At 67.0% G+C, this 17,236-nt stretch carries 13 protein-coding genes; 1 reads left to right on the top strand and 12 read right to left on the bottom strand.

Translation table 11 applies throughout. From position 1 onward, the window contains the following. The first annotated feature begins 44 nt into the window (after positions 1 to 44). Positions 45 to 494 (top strand): Rossmann-fold NAD(P)-binding domain-containing protein, encoded by a 450-nt coding sequence (locus SPI01S_RS13385; RefSeq protein WP_066723245.1) that lies wholly within the window; start codon positions 45 to 47, stop codon positions 492 to 494. 65 nt (positions 495 to 559) lie between these two features. Here SPI01S_RS13385 and SPI01S_RS13380 read toward each other — a convergent pair whose 3' ends face one another. The 12 genes from SPI01S_RS13380 to SPI01S_RS13325 form a co-directional block, all read right to left on the bottom strand. After that, entirely contained in the window at positions 560 to 3,235 is a 2,676-nt protein-coding gene (locus SPI01S_RS13380) for a glycoside hydrolase family 2 TIM barrel-domain containing protein (protein WP_084253462.1), read from the bottom strand. Between the two features lie 57 nt (positions 3,236 to 3,292). Further along, complete coding sequence (locus SPI01S_RS13375) at positions 3,293 to 4,255, bottom strand: creatininase family protein (protein ID WP_066723242.1); 963 nt, start codon at positions 4,253 to 4,255, stop codon at positions 3,293 to 3,295. Positions 4,256 to 4,333: 78 nt separating this feature from the next. Continuing rightward, positions 4,334 to 7,174 (bottom strand): TonB-dependent receptor plug domain-containing protein, encoded by a 2,841-nt coding sequence (locus SPI01S_RS13370; RefSeq protein ID WP_066723240.1) that lies wholly within the window; start codon positions 7,172 to 7,174, stop codon positions 4,334 to 4,336. A 196-nt stretch (positions 7,175 to 7,370) separates the two neighbouring features. After that, a complete protein-coding gene (locus SPI01S_RS22325) occupies positions 7,371 to 7,676 on the bottom strand; it encodes a hypothetical protein (protein ID WP_066723236.1) in 306 nt (101 codons plus the stop codon). A 233-nt stretch (positions 7,677 to 7,909) separates the two neighbouring features. Next, complete coding sequence (locus SPI01S_RS13360; protein WP_066723233.1) at positions 7,910 to 8,872, bottom strand: fumarylacetoacetate hydrolase family protein; 963 nt, start codon at positions 8,870 to 8,872, stop codon at positions 7,910 to 7,912. Then, complete coding sequence (locus tag SPI01S_RS13355) at positions 8,863 to 9,789, bottom strand: NAD-dependent epimerase/dehydratase family protein (RefSeq protein WP_066723231.1); 927 nt, start codon at positions 9,787 to 9,789, stop codon at positions 8,863 to 8,865. Before SPI01S_RS13355 ends, SPI01S_RS13360 begins: the two co-directional genes overlap by 10 nt. A 2-nt stretch (positions 9,790 to 9,791) precedes the next feature. Next, entirely contained in the window at positions 9,792 to 10,355 is a 564-nt protein-coding gene (locus SPI01S_RS13350; RefSeq protein WP_066723228.1) for a cupin domain-containing protein, read from the bottom strand. Positions 10,356 to 10,366: 11 nt separating this feature from the next. Then, entirely contained in the window at positions 10,367 to 11,551 is a 1,185-nt protein-coding gene (locus SPI01S_RS13345) for an MFS transporter (protein WP_066723226.1), read from the bottom strand. Next, positions 11,548 to 12,705, bottom strand: a complete 1,158-nt coding sequence (locus SPI01S_RS13340; protein WP_066723223.1) for an alpha/beta hydrolase family protein — start codon at positions 12,703 to 12,705, stop codon at positions 11,548 to 11,550. The genes SPI01S_RS13345 and SPI01S_RS13340 overlap by 4 nt, the downstream gene beginning before the upstream one ends. Before the next feature lie 3 nt (positions 12,706 to 12,708). After that, positions 12,709 to 13,611, bottom strand: a complete 903-nt coding sequence (locus tag SPI01S_RS13335) for a VOC family protein (protein WP_066723221.1) — start codon at positions 13,609 to 13,611, stop codon at positions 12,709 to 12,711. Positions 13,612 to 13,634: 23 nt separating this feature from the next. Then, entirely contained in the window at positions 13,635 to 14,750 is a 1,116-nt protein-coding gene (locus tag SPI01S_RS13330; RefSeq protein WP_066723219.1) for an FAD-dependent oxidoreductase, read from the bottom strand. Positions 14,751 to 14,761: 11 nt separating this feature from the next. Then, entirely contained in the window at positions 14,762 to 17,188 is a 2,427-nt protein-coding gene (locus SPI01S_RS13325; protein ID WP_066723216.1) for a TonB-dependent receptor, read from the bottom strand. Positions 17,189 to 17,236 lie beyond the last annotated feature (48 nt).

The raw sequence follows: 17,236 nt of genomic DNA, 5'->3' as shown, positions 1-17,236 counted from the left end.
CATCCTGTCGAAGACGATCGCCGAACGCGCGGCGTGGGAGTTCGTTGAATCAGACGAGGGGGCCGGAACTCAGCCTCATCAATCCCACGGGCATCTTCGGTCCGGCGCTCGGGCCGCAACTCTCGGCCTGGGTCGGCATGATTAAGGGGCTGCTCGAGGGTGCCTTTCCGGAAGACCTGCCCGACCTATGGTTTGGCGTGGTTGATGTGCGCGTCGTCGCCGATCTGCATTTGCGCGCGATGACGGCGCTGGCAGCCGCAGGCGAGCAGTTCATTGCCGTAAGCGGCGCTCCGCTATCGCTGCTGGACGTCGCGACGATTTTGCGCGAGGCATTTGGGGATGCGGCGGCAAAGGTCCCGAGCCGGAGCAGTCTCGTGCCGTCGGAACGCAGGGCAAGGCACGCCACCAATGCGAAGGCTGCCGATATGCTCGGATGGACGCCCCGACCCAGCCGCGAGGCGACAATCGCGAGCGCGGAAAGCTGGCGCGGCTAGACTTGCTCACAACGTCCGGTTGAGCATCTCGAACCCGGTTCCTGAACCATCCTAAACGAAGGCGATCAACTCGGCCGGATGCTGATGCCAGCAAGAACGGCGTCACCCCCCAACGGCTTGAATTCCAGGACCAAGTGCCCACCGCGGCTCTGCGCCGCGAAGCTGCGCAAGACCGCCTTCCTTGCGCCGCCACCCGCTTCCATCGGTGCGAACCGCTCGATCACGGACTGGCCATTTGCCAGCACCTGAAAGCTGCGCCCGGCGCCCTTCGTCGGCTCCGGTTCAAGGCTGGCGATCGTCACCGTCCAGTTCCCGTCGGGCAGCGGCACGTCATAGCGGAACTGCCCCTCCCGGTAGCTCCCGAACAGGGCGGGCATGTCGGTGCCTTCCACCTTGGGCGGCGGCGCCATCGGGTTGCTGCCGGACAGGACCTTGGCGGTGCCGCCGCGGAAGAACGTATCCGAGCCATAGCGGTCCCCGCCCATCACGCTCGCGGCAATGGCGCCGACATCGATGAACACGCCCTTGCGCGGATCGGGCGCGTTCCAGTCGAGCGCGTCGCTGACCTGCTTGCCGCCGATCGTCGCGGTGGCGACGACATGGTTGGGTCCGGGCGTCAGCACCACGCCGGGCCAGGCACAGATGCGATCGGGGCAGGCGACCTCGCCCACCGGCTTGCCGTTCACCGACAGCGACACCCGATCGGCATTGGAATAGGCGCGCACATCGGCCACCGCATAGGCGCGATCGGTGTACCGGCGGCTGTTCAGATGCAGCGTCGGCGTGTCCGTCCAATTGGCCTTGAGGAAGTAGAAGGCGTCCTTGCGCGTCTTGCGATCGTAGGAGACAAGCCCCTTGGTATTGATGTCGGTCGCATCGCCTTCGTTGCGCATCGTCGTGGCGAAATCGAACAGGTTCCACAGCCAGCTCGCCGCCAGATAGGGGCGCGCGCGAATCTGCTTCCAATTCTCCTCGATGACGAGGCTCTGAAATTCCTCCGGCTGTGGCCGGCCATAGGCGGCGACCGGCCCGCCGAGCGGATTGTCGCTATGCTGGGTCATCGCGCCGCCGGCGCCATATTCGCTGAGCGTGATCGGCAGACCCGGATGCTTGGCATGCAGCGCGTCGAGGGCTGGCCCGACCGCGTCCAGCCCGCCATAATACCAGCCGAAATAGCGGTTCAGCCCCATCACCTGGGTGATGCCGTTGAGGCTCGGCGCGCCCTTCATCGACAGTATCGAGGGCGTGTCCTCGCAGCAATCGGCATAGACGGTGGGGCGGCTCGGATCCTCCGCGCGGGCCAGCGTGTCGAGCTGTTTCAGCATCGCGCCGGACTGGGCCGGCCCGCCGCCGCCCTTGCGCGCGGCGTCGATTGCGGCACCGATATCGGCCTCGTTGCCGACCGACCAGAGCAGGATCGAGGGATGGTTGTAGTTCTGCCGGATCAGCTCGCGCAGCTGCTCTTCGGCATTGGAGATCGTCGCGGCAGCCGGGGCCTCGCTCGGCTCGACATTGGCTTCGTGGACGAAGGGCAGTTCGGCCCATACCACCATGCCAGCCTTGTCGGCCGCATCGCTCCATTCCTGGGCATGCTGGTAATGGGCATGACGGATGGTGTTCGCGCCAATCTCCAGCGCGAAGGCCATGTCGCTGGCATGGTCCTCGGGCGTCAGCGCCCAGCCCTTGCCCTGCACGTCCTGATGGCGCGACACGCCGTGCAATGGGGTGACCTTGCCGTTGAGCACCAGCCCGCGGTTGGGGTCGAACACGAAGCTGCGGATGCCGAGCGGCTGGACCTGCCGGTCGATCACGCGCGTGCCCTCGCGCAGTTCGCTGACCACGCGGTAGAGATAGGGATCGGCGCGGCCCTGCCAGAGATGCGGCGTGGGAACGGTGAGGCTGCGCTCCACCGCCGATGCCTGACCGGGCGCGAGCGTGACGGGCGCACGATCGCTGACCACCGCCTTGCCGCCGGCGTCCTGGATGGTGGTGACCAAGGTCAGCGCGCGGCGCCGCGTGCCGAGGTTGCGCAGCAGCGTCTTCGCGGCGACGTCGGCGCTTTCCGGCGAGATGCGCGGCGTGCGCAGATACACGCCCGGGCCGCCATGATCGCCAAGATCGATATGCGCCGCATCCACCGCCAGCAGCCGCACGCCGCGATAGATCCCGCCCTGCACGAAGAAATCCCCACCGAGAGGGATCACATGCTCGGTGCTGCTGCCGGGAGCAGAGGCGCTGTTGTCCGCGCGCACGGCGAGGCTGTTGGCACCCGGTTTGACGAACGCGGTCACGTCGAAGCGGAACCGGCCGAACGCCCCGGCATGGCTGCCGACATGGCGGCCGTTCACCCAGATGTCAGCGATCTTCGAGACGCCGTCGAACTCCAGGAAAAGGCGCCGGCCGTTCAGCGCCGCGGGCACGGCGAAGCTGCGGCGATACCAGCCCTTGCCCTGGCGCATGTCGGCATCGGCGACGCGGGCGAGGGCGTAGGTGCCGACCCTGTTCCAGCTGTGCGGCACCGCCACCGGCTGCCACGTGGCATCGTCGAAGCCGGGGGCCGCGGGCGCGTCATCGGCGTCGCCGAAATGGAAGCGCCAGCCCTGGGAAAGATCGAGCACGGCGCGCGGATCGCTGCTGCTGGTCTGGCTTGCCGCCGTCGCCGGGGCCTGTGCCCAGGCCTGCGGCGCCAGCAGCGCGACCGAACACAGCAGGGCAGAAGCAAGGGCCGAACGCTGTACCATATCCATGTCTCTCCCGATCCGGTCCCTGTCGGACCGTATGCACGTCATTGCTGCGGATCAGTGCCCCGCAGAGGGCAGCAGGCTACCAAATTTCGTTTCCAGCTCCTTGGTGAACTGGTCGCGCTTGCGCAATGCCTCGAGCATGCCGTTCACGTCGAAGGATTCGACCTGCGCCTTGATCATCGCGGCGCCTTCGCGGCCCCATTGCGCGCGCTGCTCGGGGGTCACATTCTCCACCCAGCCGCCATGCTCGACCGGATCGGCGTAGAAGCTGCCCGCCGGCGTGCCGTTGAACGGCGGCACGATGCGCGACAGGTTGCTGGGATCATGCGCGATGTCGTGCTTGGGCTGGCTGAGCCCGGTGGGGATGTCGTTCAGCCGGCCGACGAGTTCATAGGCACCGAAGGTGACGAGCTGGCGGCCATTGGCGGGGCCGTCGCCAAAGCCGGGGCGACCTTCGCCGGGCTTGAAGGCGCGGACCATGCCGGTGTCCATCCACAGCACCGGCACATGATATTCGTCGAACGTCTCGCGGATCAGCGGCAGCAACGTGTTGCCCGAAGGACCGTGCGAGGAGAGGAACACGATCCGGCGAAAGCCCTGGCGGATCAGCGAGCGGGTCAGCGCCTTGAGGTAGGGCAGGCTGTCTGAGGTGGAGACATAGACCGTTGCCGGGCTGGTGGTGGTGCCGCCCGGATAGAAATAGGCGAGATAGGGCATCACCAGCCCGTCGCCCTTGGCGGCAAGCTCCTGCGCATAGGCGAGCGGGATGACATATTCCACGTCGGTCGGCGCGCCGCCATTCTGCTCGACCGGGCCGACGGGCACGAAGATCACGTCGTTGCGCTTGAGATATTCGCTCACTTCCCAACCGGTGAGCGTGGTGAGCAGGCGGCTGCGCATCGCCGGCACCGGCTTGGCGGCCGGCTGGGACTGGGCGAGCGCCGCCCCGGGCGTGAGCGCGAACGGCAGCAGCGCGAGTGCAAGCGCGGCGCGGCAGGTGTTGAACAGGGTCTTCATCGATCCGGACTCCCCCGAAAGGTTGGGCAAGCATAGCGAAGGCGGGGCGACCAGACCGGGCGCCTCGAGGCAAGGAGCTTAGAATTGCACCCGGATACCGATCCGGTAGCTGCGGCCGAGCAGATCGTAATAGGCGTTGTTGCCGATCGCGGGCAGCGGCGGTTCCTGATCGAACAGGTTGTTGATCGTGCCGTACAGCTCGATCGGCTTTGCCTCGCTCGCCAGATTGTAGCTGAGGTTGAGGTTCACATAGCCGCGCGCCGGCACGATGTTGTTGTTGATGCTGTTGACCAGCGCGGGGCTGTAGCTGGGATCGTCCGGCCCGATCAGGCCGTTGTTGAAGTGGCTGCGGCTGATCCAGCGATACTGGACATTGCCGCCGAACTTCTTGTCGCGATAGCCGACATTGGCGTTGACCGCCCAATCGGGCACGCCGCTGGTGCCGCCGAAGAACGAACCAGTCTGGCCTGCGCGGTTGATGCCGTTCGGGAACAGCAGCGAAACGTCGAAGGTCGAACGGAACTCCAGCGCGCGCGTCGCCTGGGCGCCGAAGGTCAGGCGGCCGGGAGCGTTCGCGATGATCTCGTCGAGCGGCTGGACATAGGAGGCGGCGATGTCGATCCCGCGTGTCTTGAACTCGGCGAAGTTGGCGTTCTGCGACAGCACGGAGAGTACCGCGCCGTTCACCGGATCGTTGTTGGCGAAGGTGATCAGGCCGCAGAACGGATTGGCCAGATCGGCGGTGCCGGTGCCCAGGCAGTTGGTGAGCGCCGTGGCGGCACCCGTCGCGCCGATCGCCTCGCGGATCTTGATCCGATAGTAATCGACGGAGAGCTGTAGCCGGTGCGCAAAGCGCGGGCTGAACACCGCACCGAAGCTGAGCGTGTTCGACACTTCCGGTTTCAGGCCGACATTGCCGCCGGTAATCGAATCATAGGTGTAGGACGGCTTGCCGGCAAAGGCGGGGCGAAGATCAGCATAGAGTGGCTTCGGCACCGTCAGCACCGCGGCGGTGTAGAGTTCGGGCAGGCTGGGCGCGCGGATGTCGCGCGAGAGCGTGCCGCGCAGCAGGATGTCCGGGATCGGCTTCCACACCAGGCCGGTCTTCCAAGTGGTGACCGCGCCAGAGACGCTATAGTCGGTGCGCCGGATCGCGCCGTTGAAATCGAGCGAGCCGATGCCCCAGTTCTTGCGCAGTAGCGGCACGATCGTCTCGAGATAGGCTTCCTTCACCGACTGCCCCACCTTCGGGAAGTTGCGCGGGGTACGGGCCATGAAGGCGCCCGCCTGGCTGAGCGCATCGACGTCGGTGCGGAAGGTTTCGCGGCGGAATTCGACGCCGGTGCCGATCGATACCGGACCCGCCCAGGTCGAGAAGGGCTCGCCGTTGATGTTCGCCGATGTCTCGAACAGGGTAGTGACCGCCCTGGCCGTCGAGGTGCCGAACGCATAGGCATAGGCCTCGGGCGAATAGGTCGCCTTGCCGAGGATGTTGATCGGCTGGCAGCCTGCGGCGCGGGCGGCGGCGCTGTTGCACACCGTCTGGCCGTTCAGCACCACTGCGTCGACCGCATTCCGGAAATTGGCGGTGATCGCGGTGTTGCTCTGCGCCTGGGTGCTGGTGTTGCGGCTTGCCTGCGCGCTGACGTCCCAGCGCCAGCCATCGCCGAAATCGCCCTTCAGACCACCCTGGCCGACGATCGTCTTGCTCCGGATATCCATCTTCGGCGCGCCGAAATCATAGCCGAGATAGCCGAGCGTCAGCGAACCATTGGCCGGGATCAGCGCGAGCTGGGCCGGGGTGAGCGCGGCCTGGAGATAGGGATTGTTGCGGCTGATCGTCAGGAAGCTCGTGGTGCCGCCGGTCGCCGCGCGGATTTCCGCGCTCAAATTCTTGGTGTCGACGTCCGAATACAGCCCGCGTGCCCAGATCTGGAGATGGTCCGTGATCTGGAAATCGGCATGCGCAACAAGGTTGTAGCGCTCGGTCTCCGGGCGCAGCACCTCGACCGGCAGCACGTTCGATCCGCCGATCATGCGGGTGCCGATCTGGCCCTGGAACTGGCCCGCATTGAACGGCGACGCGGTCACGGTGCCGGTTGGCCCGGCAACGAATTGCAGATTGCCCAGCCCGGCCGGATTGCTCGCCACCGTCGGCGTGATCAGGCCGCCGGGGGTCAGCGTGCCGTAGTAGATGCCGCTGCCGATGACATTGGCCGGCGTGCCTGCCGCCCGGCCCGCGCCGAACGCGACGCTGGTGGTTGCCGAACGGCCCCAGGCGCGCTTGTCGTTGAAGGTCCCGGTGCCGTCGTTCTTGTTATACTCGCCGCCGATCACGAAATGGCCGCGCCCGCCCGCGAAGCTGGTGCCCTTGGCGAGCGACACGAACTTGTCGGTTGCGTCGCCATAGCGGGTCTGGCCCCATTGCAGCGTCGCCTTGAAGCCTTCCAGCTTCGTGTCGAGCTGGAGATTGACCACGCCCGCCACCGCGTCCGAGCCATAGGCGGCGGAAGCACCGCCGGTGACCACATCGACCCGGCCGATCAGCGCCGCCGGGATCAGGTTGAGGTCGGTCGCGCCCGCAACGGTTGCGCCGGGCAGGTTTACCGCAGGCAGCCGCATCCGATCGAGCAGCACCAGCGTGCGCACCGGGCTGAGGCCGCGCAGGTCGATATTGTTGGCGCCCGAATTGCCGATGCCGCCGGCTTCGGGCGACTGGGTGCGGCGAAAGGCCGGAAGTTCGTTGATAACGTCGGCGACGTTCACCGCAGCACGTGTCTTGAGGGTGTCTGCGCCGACCACCAGCGTCGGGCTGGGCGCGACGAAGCCGCTGCGATCGATGCGCGATGCGCTGACGATGATTTCGTCGGCCTGCTGATCGGCAACGGGGCGTGCTTGTGCATCTTGCGCAGTGGACACGGCCCCGGTGGTGCTCGATGGCTGCTGCGTTTGCGCCTGAACTGGAACAATATACGCGAGCGTGCTCGCCCCCGCCGCCCATAGGAACGTGCGCATAACCTCTCCCGATTGTTATTGGTCATACCAATGCCACACGAGAGGCCTGACCGCCAAAGTCAAAAAAGTGATGGAGTTTGATAAACGCCGTTGATGGATCTTATTGAAAGACATAAAAATGACTGTCGCATCTGATCATCGCACGCGAGTATATTTCCCATGGCCTGCGCGAGCGCGCGTCCGAGCTGGTCAGGCTCGACCTGGCGCCGCGCACCGACCAGGAGATCGAAGCCGCCTCCGCCGCGATGTCGACAAGGGGCGGCTGACCGCGATTGACCGGCGGCTGCTCCGGCGGATGGATGCCGACCGGACGGTGCCGGCAGCCGACGATGATCCCCTTCCAGCAGGCCGTGGCTGCGGGACGGTTGCGGAAGCTGAAGACGATGGCGGCGCTGGCGAAAGACATCGGCGGGGGGCGCTACCGGCTCGCCGAAGGCCTTGAGGCCACGCCCCCGCAAAGACGGCGGCGGCAGCGGACCAGACCGTCCTGCACGGACGTCCTCATCGATTGAAGGATGTCGGACCGTTACCTGCCGGGCGGCATATGACATCACACGCTAAAGCGAACCGGTTCGAGACGATTGACCGTACGTTCGGAGGTCCTCCGACCCTGCCTTCGAAGCCGAGCGCCCAGTGGCTTCAGTCGCCCAGCCGCACCCGCTGGTCGATTCGGCCGAAATAGGCAGCATCCTCGCCAACCTGCATCGCCACGCGGTCGCCGCGCGTGAGGAAGCTGGTGCGGAATTCGCCGTGCACGATCCGCTCGATGGCCCGGCGCTCGGAAATGCAGGTGGATCCGACCACGGCGTGATCGGCATTGGAGACCGTGCCCGATCCGAGGATCGTGCCCGCCGGCAGGCTGCGGGTGCGGGCGGCGTGGGCGATCAGTTCGTGAAAGCCGTAAGCCATAGCGCTGCCATTGGGGCTGCCGAACCATGCGCCGTTGAGCGTCACGGTGAGCGGCAGGCAGACGCGGCCGTCCTTCCAGGCATCGCCGAGTTCGTCCGGCGTCACCGCGAACGGGGCGAGGCTGCACGCCGGCTTCGCCTGGATCCAGCCGAAGCCGGTCTTCATCTCAGCGGGCGCGATGGTCCGCAGCGACCAGTCGTTGATCAGCACGATCAGGCGGACATGCGCCAGCGCGTCCTCGGCCGAACAGCCCATCGGCACGGCGCCGGTGACCACGCCGAACTCGCCCTCGAAATCGATGCCGTCGGCAGCCGACGGAAACGGCGCGTCCTCGGTCGGGGCGAGGAACTGGTGGCTCATGCCCTGGTACATCAGCGGCTTGTCGGTCTCGATCGGCGGCAGGTCGAAGGCCTGCTGCATCAGTTCGCCATGCGTCGGGAACGCCGAGCCGTCGAGCCATTGCCAGGTGCGCGGCAATGGGGCGCGGAGCCTGGCCGGGTCGAGTGGCTCGCCCTCACCACCGCCAAGGCACGCCGCGACCGTGTGCAGTGCCGGAACGGCGGCGTCCCACCGTTCGAGGGTCGACAGCAGGTTGGAAGCGTCCGGCCCGGCGGGCATGCAGCGCGTGCCGTCCGCAGAGACGAGAACGAGTTCGCCATCGGGTGTGCCATTGTCGCGGGTGGCTAAGCGCATTGTGGGCATCCTTGTCTCGGGTTCGGCGATAGTTCCGCCAGAACCGCGTCGACGAGCGCGTCGACATCCGGTTCGGCGGTGAATCCCAGCGCGGCTGCGCGCGGTGTAGTGAGCGGCGGGTAGCTCGCGAAGGTGCGGCGCAGCGCCGGGTCCTCGGCATGGGTGATCGCCGCGCCGGGAAAACGGCGCGCGAGGACGGCGGCCAGGTCGCCCATCCGCACCCGCAGCGCTGGCAGGGTCACCGCGGCCTGCTCGGCGCCGTCGCCGAGCAGGGCAGAAGCGAGGTTAACCGCGCAGGCGCGTACGGAGCAAAGCCAGCTGGTCGCATCGGGTGCAACCGGCAGGGCATAGGGTTGGCCCGCCCCGGCCGCGTGGAACACGTCACTGAGGAAAGCGGAACCGAATCCCGTAGCTGCCGGTGGCCGCGCAACGATTCCCGGCAGGCGCAGCACCGCGCCGGCGATCGCGCTGCGGCGCACCGCGTCGGCAAAGGCAAGCTCGGCCATGCGCTTGTGCGTGCCATAGACGCTGTCCGGCACCGGCACGGTTCGATCGTCGACCGGCCCGGATGGCGCCGCGCCGAACACCGCGATGGAGCCGGCAAGCACCAGCCGCCGGTCCGACAGGGCCTCGATCAGCCGCAACGGCACGTCGAGGTTGATTGCCCGCGAGGCGGCAGGATCGCGCTCCGCTGCGCCGCCGGGCAGCGCGGCCAGATGCAGCAGTGCATCGCAATCGCGCGTCGCCGCCGCGAGGAGGGCAGGATCGGTCAGGTCCCCGGCCAGCCGGCGCTCCGGACCGGGATCGGCGAAGGCCCGATCGACCAGCAGCAGCTCGGCGGCGGTACCGATGTCGCGCAGCCGCCGGACGACCGCCCGGCCGACAAAGCCGTCGGCGCCGGTGATCGTCAGTCGCATGGTCAGCGCTTCAACTGCTCGTCGAACGCGCCGTCGATCAGGATGAAGGCGATGCGGCAGTTCTTGTCCGAGCGGTTCGACCAGCCATGGTTGGTGCCGCGCTGGATCACGATGTCGCCGGCGCGCACCGTCGTCTCGCCTTCGTCCATGATCAGCACCAGCTCGCCTTCGAGCACGATGCCATAGTCGATCGTCTCGGTGCGGTGCATCAGCGCATGGCGCGCGCCCTCGCCATGCGCCGAGGCGCTGCCGGCACCGACTTCGGCGAAGTGCGCGCGCGCCTCCTCGGGCGTCATGTTGCGGATGCCGTCGCCTTCGGGGGGGATGTCGAGCACGCGGATGCGGGTGCCGTTCTTGGGCGGCGCGAGGACGATGCCGTCCTCGTGCGGCTCGCCCGAGGCAGCGTTAATCGGCGCCGGCATCGCCTGGGTGTTCCACACTTCGTGGAACATCGGGCCGATATCGCCGCCGACGCGCTGGACGCGCGGCACGACACCGTCTTCCTGGATGATCGCGCGACCCTGGGCATCATGGCCGGTGACGACGCGGCGAACGGGTTTTTCCATGGTATTTTCCTTCAGGCGGGGAGGGCGTGGGGCTCGCGGCTGCCGGCGATCAGGGCGGCGACCGCCCCGGCCAGCGCAAGCCCGGTGTAGAGAAGCAGGGTCTGCGAGAGGCCGCCGGTCACCGGCGTGAGCAGCGTGGAGATCAGGGGTGCGGCGAACTGGCCGAGGAAGAAGGCCCCCGTCCAGGCGCCAGTGCCCGATCCGCGCGCGGCGGCGGGCAGGCGGCGCATCACCCAGGCGAGCATGTTGGGCAGCATCACGCCGCTGCCGATACAGGCGAGGATCGCAAACGCAGTGATCGCGGCGAAGCTGGGCGACAGCGCGGTGCCGGCATAGCCGACTGCGACCAGTGCGAGGCCGAGCGCGAGCAGCCGCGGCCCGGCATGCGCCTTGAACCGGCCGAAGACGATGCTGCCGATCGCCACGCCCAGATTGGTGCCGGCAGCCGCCAGCCCGATCAGCGCGGGAGAAGTCACGCCGCTGCGTTCGATGATCGGCCCGACCTGGACGATGATGGTGTAGAACAGCACGCCGACCGCGATCGTGATCAGCAGCACCGGCACGATGGTGCCGAGCGGCAGCCGCACCTTGGCGGCCGTGCGGGCGGCGCGGTGGACCGGCTCGAACAGCATGGCGGAAACCGCCAGGGCGATCGGCAGGGCGACGATGTACAGGAGGAACGGCCCGCGCGCCCCCAGCGCCTCGCCCAGCGCGCCGCCGATCGCCACCAGCGCGATCGCGCTGAGGCTGACCGACGCCATCTGGATGGAGATCCAGCGCTCGCGCCGGTCCCCCTCGAAATAGTCGGCGAGCATCGCGGTGGAGACGGTCATGATCGCCGCCTCGGCCAGCCCCAGTACCGCACGGGCGGCGATGATCGCGGGCAGATCCTTCAACACGAAGGGCAGCGTGCCGACGACGCCGTAGACCAGCAGCGCAAGGAGCAGCACCGGCTTGCGCCCGAAGCGATCGGACAGCGCCCCCGCCCCCGGCGAGAATAGCGCGATGCACAAAGCCGGGATGGTCAGCGCCACTGGCACCAGCACCGCCGATCCCGGTACGCCCGCAAACTCGCGCAGCAGCAGCGGCAGCACCGGCACCAGCGCGACGATGCCCATGGTGGGCATGATCGCGGTGAGGATCAGCAGGATCGCGTGCCTGCCGGTCGCGACCTGCGTTCCCGCCGACCGGCTCATGCGGTGCGTCCGCCCAGCGTCTCTGCGAACCAGTCGGCGATATAGTCGCGGCCGTACGACATGTTGTCGGCGCCGACATGCTCGACCCCGCCTTCGCGCGCGGTGAAGATCTTCAGCTCGCGCTTCGGGCTGTTGACCAGCTGGTCGTAGCAGTCGTGTGCGTACTGGACGCTGATCTGGCGGTCCTCGGCGCCGTGGGTGACGAGGAAGGGCACCTTCACGCCGTCCATGTGGCCGTTGAGGTTCATGTCGGCGGCCTTGGCGAAGAAATCGTCCATGTCGGTGGCGCCGAACGCCCACATCACATGCGCCCAGTAATGCGGCACCGGGTTCTCGCCTTCGCGGTTGAGGCGCTTCTGCTGCACCTCGGCCCAATTGTGATTGGCGCCCCAGCAGGCGCCCGAGGCGAAGCGGGGTTCATAGGCGACCGCACGGGGGGCGAAATGGCCGCCCAGCGAAATGCCGGTCATGCCGATCCGCCTGGGGTCTACGTCCGGCTGGCGCTCCAGCCAGTCGACCGCCTTCGACGCCCAATGCTCCGAATGCGGATCGACGGGAAGGTTCTGGAGGCGCAGCGCCTCGCCCGATCCGGGCTGGTCGACGCACAGCGTGGAGATGCCGCGCCGGGCCAGCGCCTCGGGCAGGCGCGACCAGTAGAGCAGTTCCTTGCAGCTATCGAGGCCGTTGCAATAGACCACGACGGGCTTGGGACCGTCGCCCGGCGCGCGGGTGTAGAGCGCCGGCATGGTGCCGGTCTCCAGCGGGATTTCCACGCGCTCTCGGTCGATCTGGCCGAGCGCGGTGGAGCGATCGAAGGTCGCCCGCGCCTTGGCATAGGTTTCCTTGCGGCCGGGATGGCCATGGCCCTGCATCCGCTCGCCGGTGAACAGATAGAGCGCGGCGCGCTCCAGCTTGTTCGAGGCGGAGAAGGCGCGGCCCCTGGCCTCGTCCTCGGCGGCGAGGTCGATCAGCTTGTCGGCCATCGCCACCCATTGCGCCATGAACTGCGGGGTGCCGGCGTCCGCACCGGCGGCGGCCGCGTCCTTGATCGGCTGGCACATGTCGACCAGCTCGCCGATCTGGCCGCCGCTCTCCATCGCGATCGCGACCGACAGGTTCCAGATATAGTTCGGGAAATACTCAAAGAGCGCCATGAATCAGGCCTCCACCGCTACGAACAGGCCGGGATTGGGCGCGGGGTGCGGCAGCGTCTGCGGGCCGCCGGTGCCGATCCCCCACTGGTCCATGATCAGCGGCGCGGGCGTGTAGACCTGGTGCTGGTGCGCCTCGAAATCGACCTCTTCCAGCTCCGACGTATATTCGGTGACGAAGCCGCTGGGCGTCACGAAATAGCTGAAGGTGTTGTTGCCGGCGGTGTGGCGGCCGGGGCCCCAGCCGATATTGATGCCGTTGAGCTTCAGCCGATGGGCGCCGCGCATCATCCCGTCGATCCCCTCCATGTCATAGGCGACATGGTTGAGGCAGGCGGGTCCGGGCAGCAGCGCGATGCGGTGGTGCGCCGAGTTGCAGCGCAGGAAGCACATGAAGTCGCCCAGCCAGTCGCTCACCTTGAAGCCGAGCACCTCGGTGAAGAACGTCACCGCCGCCTGGTGATCGGGCGAGTGCAGCACGATGTGGCTGATCTTGACCGGCACGCCGTCCCAGCGCGCGATCTCGCGACGCTGGCCGCGGGCGACGTCGCTGGAAACTTCGAACAACAGGCCGTCGGGCGAAAAGAAGCGGAAGCCATAGCCGCCGCCGGGCGTGGCGAGTTCGGCCGGTGTCCGCGCGATGGTGCAACCGGCCGCCTCGACGTTGGCGTGCAGCGCATCGACATCGGCGCGGCTCTCTGCCGACAGTGCGATCACGTCGATGCGGTTCTCTTCGGCGGGGCGGAGGCGGACGACATGGTGCTCGTCATGGCCCTGCGCCTTGAACCAGGCGAGGCCATCGTTGCTCGGCACGGGCTCCAGCCCCCACACGTCTTCGTAATAGCGTTTCTCGGCGTCGAAGTCGGTGACGGCATAGCCGACATAGCGGATTTCGGTGACACGGGTCATGATCGGTCTTCCTGGGGGGAGGGTCAGATGGGTTCGGCGGTGACGGCGAACATCTCCGCCGTCGCCTGGGCGTTATCGACCGGCGGGCCCTTGCCGAGCTGGCCGTGGCAGATCGCCAGGCTCTGGCGGACGATATAGGCGCAGCGATCGAAGCGGCGGGCGCGATAGGCGGTGAAGGCGTCTTCCACCGTCTCTGCGCGCTCCAGTTCCTCGGCGAGCACAAGGCTGTCCTCGATCGCCATGCCCGCCCCCTGGCCGAGATGCGGGGTGGTCGCGTGTACGGCATCGCCGAGCAGCACCACGCGGCCGCGATGCCAGGCCCCCTCGACCAGCATGCCTTCGAGCGGGCGATAGACCACGCCGTCGTCGTCGGTGATCTGCTCGGCGAGGTCGCGGATCGCGGGTGCGCATCCGGCAAGCTTGCTCCGCATCGTCGCTGCCAGCCCGTCGCGCGGGTAGCGTGGGTTGTCCGGTTCCGGCGTCGTCACATACATGTACATCAGGCTATCGCTGATCGGCACGAAGCCGACGCCGGTCGGCCCGTTATAGACCTGGAGCGCATCGAGGTCGGCAAAGCGCGGGAAATTGTAGCGCCATACCGCCTGGCCGGTGAACTGGGGCCGCTCGGCATCGGGGAACAGGGTCTGGCGGGTCTGCGAATAGACCCCGTCCGCGCCGATCACGACGTCATAGATCCCGCTGCTACCATCGGAAAAGGTGACCGCGACCTGCTCGCCATCGTCGACGATCGTCTCGGCGGTGATGCCGAGGCGTACCTCGGCGCCGAGCGCGATCGTGCGGTCGCCCAGCACCTTGTGCAGCGCCGGGCGGCCGATCCCGACATTGGCGGGATAGCCCTCGAGCAGCCGCGGCGCGGGTACCCGGGCGACCTTCACCCCGTCCGGCCGGAAGATCTCCACCGCATCGAACCCGACGCCGGCGCCCAGATAGTCATCGAGCAGGCCGAGGGCGTTCATCGCCCGCAACACATTGGCCTGCTGGATGATGCCGACGCCGTAGACCGACCAATTGGGATCGCGCTCGATCACCTCGACGGCGAAGCCCTTCTGGCGGAGCGCAATGGAGGCGGTAAGCCCGCCAATGCCGCCGCCGATGACGAGGATCTTGAGAGACTGCATGCCGATTTTCCTCAGAACTTCGAAGTAGCCCGCACGCCATAGGTACGCGGCGGGGAATAAACGGCGAGGGCGGCCGAGCCTGCGCTGTAGATCTGCGCGCTGGCCTGATAGCGTTCGTCTTCGATGTTCCGGACGAAGGCGGCGATCGACCAGCGATCGTCGGCCGATCCGAAGGCGATCTGGGCATTGCTCACCCAGGTCGCGCCGACGATCTGATTCGGCATATATTCGAACCCGACCACGCGGCTGGTGCGATACTGCGTGTCGCCCGAGAGCAGGATCTTGTAGTCGCCCAGCGGCACGGTCTGCTGCGCGCCGAGGTTCATCGTCCATTTCGGCGACTGATAGGCGGTGCGGCCCGAGCAATCGATGTCGTACAGCCCTGCCATGGCGCTGGCGCGGTACGGGCAGCCGGTGATCGGCGGGGTTGCGCCGATCGGTTCGCGATAGACGAAGTCGTCATATTTCGCGTCGAGATACTGGACGTTGACGCTTAGCAGCGTGTTGCGCGTGGCGAGGAACTGCGCATCGACCTCGACACCCTTGTTGGTCGACTTGCCGACATTCTCGGTGAACTGGCCCTGGTTGCCGTTGCGATCGATGCCGGTGTGGTTGACCTGCTGGTTGCGGTACTTCCAAAGGAACGCCTCGAGGTTCAGCTGCAGCCGGTTGTCGAAGAACCGGTTCTTCATGCCGATCGTGTAGGCGTCGATATATTCGGGCTGGAACGTCTCGTACCCGGCGGAAAGCGCGAAGCCGCCCGAGCGATAGCCGGTCTCGTAATTGGCATAGAGCAGCGAGCGGGGGCCGACGTCGAACTCGGCGCCGAGATGGTAGGTGAAGCGATCGTTCGACAGCGGCGTGTTGACCGGGGTGACGGCGTGGATCAGCAGCGCGCCGGTGGTGCCGATCGGGCGTGCCTGGTTGTCGGGCACGCTGGGATAGCCGAGCGAGGACAGGTCCTGGTAGCGGCCGGTCGATGGCAGCAGCGGCGCGTTCGGGCAGCTCGGCCGGCCCTGCACCACGGCGGTGCAGCGGACGAGGAACACGTCGGCGCGGCCGTTGAAGTCCTTGTCGTCCTTCGTGTAGCGCAGGCCGCCGATCAGCCGCAGGCGATCGGTGAAATTGGCAGTGACCCGGCCGAACCCGGCATAGGATTTGGTCGTCGAGGTGAACTGCTGATACGCGTTCAGCGCCTGCTGCGCATAGAGATAGGTCGCGTCGACCGACTCGTCGAAATAATAGGCGCCGAGCATGTAGTCGAAGATGCCGATGCGATTGCCCGCGAAGCGGACCTCCAGGCTCTTCTGCTCGTCGGTCTCCGCAACGTTGCCGTAGAAGGCGGGCACGGCGAAGCGGTTGTCGAGCTTGGTATAGCGCCAGGCCGGAATCACGGTGAGCGTGCCGGCACCGGTACGCAGGCTGATCTCGGCATTGGCGCCGAAATAATTGTTGTCGAGATAGGGCTGCACGTCGAGCGGCGTCAGCGTGCGGCCCGCGAGGCCGCTGAACAATGTCTGGCGATAGGCTTGCGCCTCGGGCGAGAACAGCCCGCTATCCTCGCTGAGCCCCGAGGGGACGAAGAGGTTGCTCGTGCCGTTGAAAGCGATGCGCCCGGCATAGGTGGAGCCCGGCCCCTTGCCGCCGCTATGCGCATAGTCGCCGCCGATGCGCACGGTGAGGTCCGGGGTCAGCTCGCTCATGAACTGGACACGCAGCGCCTGGGTCTTCTCGTCGCTGGTGCCGTCGGTCTGATAGCCGTCGCGGCTGACGATGTTGCCGGCGATGCGCATCGCGCCATGCTCGCCCATCGCGACGTTGACCGCGCCCTGGACGTTGAACGCGTTGTAATTGCCGTAGCTGGCGGTGACGAAGCCGCTATTTTCGCCGAGCTTGGGTCGCGTCGGCAGCACGTTGATCGCACCGGCGGTGGCGTTGCGGCCGTAGAGCGTGCCCTGCGGGCCCTTCAGCACCTCGACCCGCTCGAGATCGTAGAAGATGCCCGAAGTGGACGTGGCGCGGCCGAGATAGACGCCGTCATAATTGAACGCGACCGCCGGATCGCTATAGCCGTTGACGGTGAAATTGCCGACGCCGCGCAGGAAGAACACGGTGTTGGCGCCGCCCTGCGGCTGAGCGCTCAGGGACGGTACCGAATTGCCGAGTTCGTTGGCGCTGGTCAGGCCCTTGCTGACCAGCTGATCGCCGGTAACCACCGCGACGGGAATGCCCGCGCGCTGAAGATTCTCGGCCTTGCGCTGCGCGGTGACGATGATCTCCTGCAGACCCTGCTGGTCTGCCGCGCTGCTCGTTTCCTGCTGTTGCGGCGCAGCGCCGGCAGCCTGTTCAGCGCTCTGCGCATGCGCCTGCGCAGCGATGCCTGCGATTATTAGCGCCAGTATCGAACTGCTCCGCCTCCATGCCCGGTCCACATCCATTCTCCTGATGATGCGGATCTTTGTTTGTCCGCTGCAGACCAGGATGCG

The organism is Sphingomonas pituitosa NBRC 102491, assembly GCF_001598435.1.
GTDB lineage: Bacteria > Pseudomonadota > Alphaproteobacteria > Sphingomonadales > Sphingomonadaceae > Sphingomonas > Sphingomonas pituitosa.
The sequence above is the reverse complement of the archived record's forward strand: the minus strand, read 5'-3'. Positions and strand labels throughout refer to the sequence as shown.

Excerpts from the sequence above, each read along its gene's own strand:
- SPI01S_RS13380 (WP_084253462.1), bottom strand. The coding sequence starts at position 3,235 with ATGGTACAGCGTTCGGCCCTTGCTTCTGCCCTGCTGTGTTCGGTCGCG.
- SPI01S_RS13375 (WP_066723242.1), bottom strand. The coding sequence starts at position 4,255 with ATGAAGACCCTGTTCAACACCTGCCGCGCCGCGCTTGCACTCGCGCTG.
- SPI01S_RS22325 (WP_066723236.1), bottom strand. The coding sequence starts at position 7,676 with ATGTCTTTCGCCAGCGCCGCCATCGTCTTCAGCTTCCGCAACCGTCCC.
- SPI01S_RS13360 (WP_066723233.1), bottom strand. The coding sequence starts at position 8,872 with ATGCGCTTAGCCACCCGCGACAATGGCACACCCGATGGCGAACTCGTT.
- SPI01S_RS13355 (WP_066723231.1), bottom strand. The coding sequence starts at position 9,789 with ATGCGACTGACGATCACCGGCGCCGACGGCTTTGTCGGCCGGGCGGTC.
- SPI01S_RS13350 (WP_066723228.1), bottom strand. The coding sequence starts at position 10,355 with ATGGAAAAACCCGTTCGCCGCGTCGTCACCGGCCATGATGCCCAGGGT.
- SPI01S_RS13345 (WP_066723226.1), bottom strand. The coding sequence starts at position 11,551 with ATGAGCCGGTCGGCGGGAACGCAGGTCGCGACCGGCAGGCACGCGATC.
- SPI01S_RS13340 (WP_066723223.1), bottom strand. The coding sequence starts at position 12,705 with ATGGCGCTCTTTGAGTATTTCCCGAACTATATCTGGAACCTGTCGGTC.
- SPI01S_RS13335 (WP_066723221.1), bottom strand. The coding sequence starts at position 13,611 with ATGACCCGTGTCACCGAAATCCGCTATGTCGGCTATGCCGTCACCGAC.
- SPI01S_RS13330 (WP_066723219.1), bottom strand. The coding sequence starts at position 14,750 with ATGCAGTCTCTCAAGATCCTCGTCATCGGCGGCGGCATTGGCGGGCTT.
- SPI01S_RS13325 (WP_066723216.1), bottom strand. The coding sequence starts at position 17,188 with ATGGATGTGGACCGGGCATGGAGGCGGAGCAGTTCGATACTGGCGCTA.